Below are 6,096 nucleotides of genomic sequence, written 5' to 3' on the forward strand. Positions count from 1 at the left end.
GACCAATTGAAAATCACAAAGTGAGCGCCTGTATCGATTGCTACAGGCGCTACTTGGCATAGTATACATTATGTCAACAAGAATTTAATATAACATATTTTCCTAATGCATTCTAACTATACCACATTATCAAAAATATAAATTATCTTTACTAAATAAAATATTGACAAGCCTATACCTTTTGTTTTATGATTTTCACAAAGAAAACGTTTTCTATATATTTTTCTGTATCAGGAGGAAATTCTATGAAAAAATTTACTTTAGGGGTAGCTTTGTTAACTATTGGGGCAGTTGTTTTACCGTCAACTACTATAGTTTATGCTTCAGAAAATTCCCAAGTGGTATCATTAAACGAAAACAATGCTACTGAAAATGTAGTTATTGAGTACACTGAAGATGGTATGGTCGTAACTAAATATGAGGATGGTTATAGTGCGGAAGATTTTGCAAATTCTTCAGATATCATGACAAGAGCTGCAGTTGCAAGATGGGGCAAAAAGGAATATACAAATATTGCTGTAACCACTGGAGTAGCTGCTAATGCTATTAATGCTGCCTTTTGGGCAGGAGGGAAAGCTAGCACTTCTATGTTTGGTATCCCAGGTTGGGCAATTGGTGCTTTGTTAACAGGTGCAAGTTGGACTAAAAAAGGTGCTTCTCCAGGGAATGCAGTTGCAAAAGAATGGGACAAAAATGGTAATGGCTGGATTGGATTTTATTACCAAAGGGGATATGATGCAGCTGGAAGAGTTGTAGCTACTAGATATTCAACGTTATAAGTTAAGGAGTGATGTTTTTGATATCTAAATCATTAAAATCATTAAAAACATTTACTAAAAAGAATCCGCAAATAGCTACTATTCGTATTTTTATATTTGCTATAGCTGTTGCTATAATTGTTAATATGCTAAGCGGAGGGCAATTATACAAATCTGGTTTATTTTTAGTGTTAATCTTAGTTGTCTTAGACATAATAAAGTCTAAAAAAAAATAAATCGATACATTTTAGAAGAATAGGGTTGTTTGAATATTACAAAGCAACAATTTCACCTTCGGTGAAATAAGCGAAACTTTACAAAAAGTGGCTAGCAAATGCTAGCCTTTTTTTGTATTGTGGAGCGTGGATTTTGAGGGGGATTCAAGGGGGAGCTTGCGCTCCTTTGACAAGCGGTTATTTGCACCAAATACGGAGGTATTTGGCTAGCAAATATAGAGCTTGCCAAACCCTTTTAGTGAGCTTTACTCATTGTACCTTTTTAGGTATAATGAGTAAAGCGAACGATACGTCCGTAGGACGTACTGAAAGGGTGGGACTTATGAGCGAACAAAATCAAAATTTGGCTAGCGATCCTTCTAAAAAATATACCTATCGATCCGAGCCAAAACAAATCAGTTTTCGAGTGAGCGAATCCGAATTTGCAAAGCTGAAGCAGTCAGCTGAAGCTTTGCAAATGAGTGTGCCGGCTTTCGTGAAAGCCAAGGCACAAAACGCGCGTCTGGTGACACCGAAAGTGGCGCCAGACATTGCCCAGGCAATCGCGCGCGATTTAGCCAAAGCTGGAGGGAATATCAATCAAATTGCTAAGTGGTGCAACACACATCAACATGACGTTGCTCCTGGAGACGCCCAACGCTTATCCGAAAACCTAAAAATCATGCAAAAGGAGCTACAAAAGATATGGCAACAGTTAAAGTAAGTCGAACCACTTCATGTAGCCGAGCAATCAATTACGCAGAACCACGAGCAACCGTCAAAACAGGAATAAACTGTGACATTGATTATGCCAAAAGTGAAATGAAACAAATACGTATGCTTTACGGAAAAGACGATCATGTACAAGCACACTTATTGATTCAGTCCTTTCGACCAGGAGAAATTACCGCCGAAAAAGCCAACCAGCTAGGAAAAGAATACGCTGAAAAAATCGCACCAGAACACCAAATCGCGATTTATACGCACACGGACAAAGACCATATCCACAATCACATTGTCATTAATTCGGTCAATTTAGAAACAGGAAAAAAGTTTCAAGCACATGGTCAAGCATTCCTAGATAAGTGTTACGATATCAACGACGAAATTTGTTTGACTCATGGTTTAAGTATCACTGAACGAGGAAAAAAAGAAGAAAAACGAACTATGTCTGAAATCAAACTAAAAGAAAAAAATGAACCTGTTTGGAAAGACGAAATTCGCTTTGCCATTGATCAAACCATGAAAAATCCAAAAACCAGAACCTATGACCAATTTTGTGATTCCCTCAAAATATTTGGGATTCATTGCTTCAATCGTGGGAAAAATTTTACTTACGAATTAATCAAAAAAAAGAAAAAAGTACGATCCAACAAATTAGGAAAGGACTATGAAAAGGAGACAATTTTACATGAGCTGGACAGACGAGAACAAACCTATTATCGAGAACGAGAACGAGCCTATCATAGACAGCAAGCCGACGAGCTTCGAAGAGCTCGAGAAAGCATTCGGAAAATTGCTGGAGAAGTACGAAGAGAACAACGAACTTTTACGCCTGAACAATCGGAAATTAGATCGACTCGAAGAAACCATGAACAACACGTTGAACGAGGAACAGACCACCAACAAGAATTATCGCTCTAAAACGTTAAAAGACATAGAAAACGAAATAAAAAGACAACGTGCTTTTCTTGCGCCTTATACCCAAGAAAGGATACAAACTACAATTGATTCACAAGTCAAAAAACTCCACCAAGCGCTATTAGACCAGCGAAACCAAGAACAAAAAAAGGCTTTAATTCAACGATCGATGGATATTCTTGCCCCCTTATGTTGCTTAGTCCTGACACTGTTCGCATTTTGGTTAGTATGGGGAGGCTAAAATGGCATTTTATTTACCCTATCTACTCATTTTTGTTAGTATTTCAGGAAGTATTTGGCTCAGTTGTAAAATTTATCAAACAAGACATTCATTGAAAGGCTCTAAAATTCGATTTAAGCGATTTTTATTGCTTGGCTGTATATTTTCATTGATAATCATTTCAAGTGGCTTATTCGGCATTTTAGAGGGAAATAAGCGCATTTCAGGAAGTATTTTATTAGAAAATGTCACTCAAAAGTATGAAGTAGCACGTGATAAAAAGAAAAAAGAGCAAGCATTAGCACAAAAAATTGAAGAATTTACCGCTTGTTATGAAGACATGAATGATATTTTTGTGAAGCAAGAAAAGCGATTGACGGATAAAAATATGGAAACACTCACTCGTCTTTATCGGAAATTGCCAGAAAAACAGCAAAAAGAGTACCAAGAAAAATATGAACAAGTAAAAAAAGACGTGCAATATGTGAAAGATACGCAAACAGAAGAAGCGTGTTATGACTTATTCAGTGATACAATCCCTTTTTCAACTAGCGAACAAGAACGAAAAGAACGACAACAATCAGTCACATATGAACGCTATGAAATCTTGCTTCAAAAGGCAACTAACATACAAAATCCAACGAAAAAAGAAACAGCATTAAATTATCTAGAAAGTGTCAAAGAATGGCTGGATCAGCAACAGCAAAATTGAATTTGATTGAAACTCATGTTAAACTAAATATGCAAATAGGTAATCATAAGATACACGAAAGTCCTAGAGAAGTCGGATTCTCTAGGACTTTTTTTGTAGGCTGATATCGCCTTAGTTGATTTTACTTCTTGTTTCGGTTATTCAGCCAATAACTAAATAAAGAGTTTAGAAGCTCAACAAGAAGGGCGCAAATAAAGTGGGTAATCATAAGATACACCTCCTTCCAGTCGCAAGACTGTCGGATAGGCGACAAGTTATTATATCTTAAAAAATTAAATCTGTGTGGTGTTTTTAAGTATCCCTTATTTTAGGGTTGTTAGGGCTTGCCCTGACCGCCTGTAAGGCGCTTTAGGAACTGATAAGGTTTTCCCCTAGAACTGTCTCAAAACGGTTTAGACGAGGGCTCAGAGCCCCACAAGGTTCTCTTTGAACAACGGTTTTGGCAAAGGAGCCTTTAGGCGACTGCGCAGTACAATGTGAGAGCATAGCGATCACACCTTTTTAGCGACCGTAGGGAGCAAGTTTTCCAGTTTAGAAAAATTCGCGAACCTGTTTGAGTAAAAGGTAGTAGTTTTTTAGGCGGGAAATTAAATGTGCTCTTAAGATATACTGTTAGATATACTGTTAGATATACTGTTAATAATAACTGTTAGGTATTAGCAACCTCATGGGAGAGTAAGTATTGACATAGGTAGTGGGGGATAAATTGTCACACTATGGGGGATAAATTGTCACACTATGGGGGATAAATTGTCACACTATGGGGGATAAATTGTCACACTATGGGGGATAAATTGTATTTTACATCCTCTTATGTCTATGATAACATAATTTATTGAGGTGATTTTTATTGAGTAACGATATAGTTCGATATAATAATGGATTAAATTCTGTCCCTTTAAGAAAATTTACTCCTATAGATATGGATTTATTTTGGGGAATATGTTCTAAAATGAAAAGAAAAGGTACAAAAGAAGAAATTTTTACATTTAAACAAATAAAAGAATTAATTGATTACAATATAAATGCACGTGGCGACCGTTTTGCTAATGATTTAATAAAAATGTCAAAAAAAATCATTACTTTGTCTTTTATTTATGAAGACGAAAAAACATATGAGCAATTAAATCTGTTTCAAAAATTTAAAATCGATAAAGTGAATGAAACATTATTAATAAAGGTTTCTGAAGAATTTGAATATATACTTAATTCAATCGGAACTAATTTTACTCGTTTCGAATTAGAAAATATGACAAACTTAAAGAGTAGCTACGTTAAAGAGTTATATCGCCAACTTATGGCTCATAAAAACAGAAGATCTAAAAAAGGTCACTGGTTTGTAAAAATAGAAGATTTTAGAGCTCTATTAGCAATACCAGAAAGTTATCGCATGAGAGATATTGATAAACAAATTTTTGCCCAAGCGAAAAAAGAATTTTTAAACGTTAATTCAACTCACCCTGCTATTTTTAAAACTTTTGAAATCAAAAAAATTAAAGCCTACAAAGGAAATAAGATAGGATCTCTGCAAATTTATTTTGAAGAAAATATACCTTCAATTACCTTAGATAATTGGTTAGAGAAATAATACCTAACAATTTAGGAGGCAATTATCATGCAACCCAAAGAAACCTTTACAATAAAGGAATTATCTGAATTATTTGAAATAAGTAGGCAAGCAATCTCTAAACATGTTGATAAATTAGACCCGTCCTTATTAGCTAAAAATGATCGTGGTTATAAGGTTGTATTACGTTCTGGAGTATTGCAACTTGCTCGCAATTTAGGCAACCAAAGGTTGCTAGATAAGTTGCATGAACATGAACAAAACAGCGATAAAAATGCTTATATACCAACAAAAAACGTGGTTGCAAATGAGTTGCTCGATCAGTTGCGTGAAGAAAATAAATTTTTACGTGAACAAATCGCTCTCAAAGAACAAAATAATTCTCATATACAAAAACTCTTAGACCAGCAACAACAACTCACCTTGCAGGCAAATCAACAAATCGATAAACTGCAAAAACGGTTACAATTAGTTTATACGGAAGAAACTTCAGAAAATGAATCAACTACTCTTTCTGAAGAAACAGAATCGATAGAAAAACAAACAAAGAAGAAGCAAAAATGGTGGAAACTATGGAAATAACTGGAGGAAACATTCATGACAAGAAAAAAGCTCATATTTGGTTCTATTTTACTAGGAATTCTAGGCTTCAGTCCGATGTTATTGTCAGTGATCAATAAAGGAAATAAACATGGTGAATTGAAATTGAATCCAAATTATTACAACAGTCCTAACGAAGAGTTATTTGTAAAAGAAACGGATAAATAATAAAAAAAGACTGCTCTTCCGAGCAGCCCAAAATGAAATTATCCTATTCATCAACATAAAAATATTACAAAATGAAGAACTAGAAGAAGGACAAAAAAAGCATATCAAATCCTCTAAAAAATAACAAGTCTTTAAAAAGTGACCGGTAAAAATGCACAAAGAACTAAAAAAGAGAAATTGCATCAAATCAAGCATTAGAAGCTAGTAACTAGCTA

8 protein-coding genes are annotated in these 6,096 nt (G+C 34.9%); 7 read left to right on the forward strand and 1 reads right to left on the reverse strand.

The features are described from left to right. Positions 1–245: 245 nt before the first annotated feature. On the forward strand, positions 246–779 hold the full coding sequence (locus tag IGL70_RS14475; RefSeq protein ID WP_002334266.1) for a hypothetical protein: 534 nt from the start codon (positions 246–248) through the stop codon (positions 777–779). A gap of 1 nt (position 780) precedes the next feature. Here the strand turns inward: IGL70_RS14475 and IGL70_RS14480 are convergent, their stop codons facing one another. Further along, positions 781–972, reverse strand: a complete 192-nt coding sequence (locus IGL70_RS14480) for a hypothetical protein (RefSeq protein WP_189660793.1) — start codon at positions 970–972, stop codon at positions 781–783. Between the two features lie 344 nt (positions 973–1,316). Here IGL70_RS14480 and IGL70_RS14485 point away from each other — a divergent pair, with 344 nt between their 5' ends. From IGL70_RS14485 to IGL70_RS14510, 6 genes are all read left to right on the forward strand, one after another. After that, the gene (locus IGL70_RS14485) at positions 1,317–1,697 is read left to right on the forward strand and encodes a MobC family plasmid mobilization relaxosome protein (RefSeq protein WP_002292464.1); all 381 of its coding nucleotides are present in this window, start codon (positions 1,317–1,319) and stop codon (positions 1,695–1,697) included. Next, positions 1,679–2,617 (forward strand): relaxase/mobilization nuclease domain-containing protein, encoded by a 939-nt coding sequence (locus tag IGL70_RS14490; protein ID WP_104858995.1) that lies wholly within the window; start codon positions 1,679–1,681, stop codon positions 2,615–2,617. The genes IGL70_RS14485 and IGL70_RS14490 overlap by 19 nt, the downstream gene beginning before the upstream one ends. 239 nt (positions 2,618–2,856) lie before the next feature. Beyond that, positions 2,857–3,546 (forward strand): hypothetical protein, encoded by a 690-nt coding sequence (locus tag IGL70_RS14495; RefSeq protein ID WP_002343161.1) that lies wholly within the window; start codon positions 2,857–2,859, stop codon positions 3,544–3,546. Positions 3,547–4,396: 850 nt separating this feature from the next. After that, entirely contained in the window at positions 4,397–5,134 is a 738-nt protein-coding gene (locus IGL70_RS14500) for a replication initiation protein (RefSeq protein WP_002292475.1), read from the forward strand. Between the two features lie 27 nt (positions 5,135–5,161). Continuing rightward, on the forward strand, positions 5,162–5,695 hold the full coding sequence (locus IGL70_RS14505) for a DUF536 domain-containing protein (RefSeq protein ID WP_104858994.1): 534 nt from the start codon (positions 5,162–5,164) through the stop codon (positions 5,693–5,695). Positions 5,696–5,710: 15 nt separating this feature from the next. Beyond that, positions 5,711–5,881 carry a hypothetical protein gene (locus IGL70_RS14510; protein ID WP_002322958.1) on the forward strand — a complete coding sequence of 57 codons (171 nt, stop codon included), beginning with the start codon at positions 5,711–5,713 and terminating at the stop codon, positions 5,879–5,881. The last annotated feature ends 215 nt before the right edge of the window (positions 5,882–6,096 follow it).

It is taken from the genome of Enterococcus sp. DIV0901a, assembly GCF_051711525.1.
Classification (GTDB): Bacteria; Bacillota; Bacilli; order Lactobacillales; family Enterococcaceae; genus Enterococcus_B; species Enterococcus_B faecium.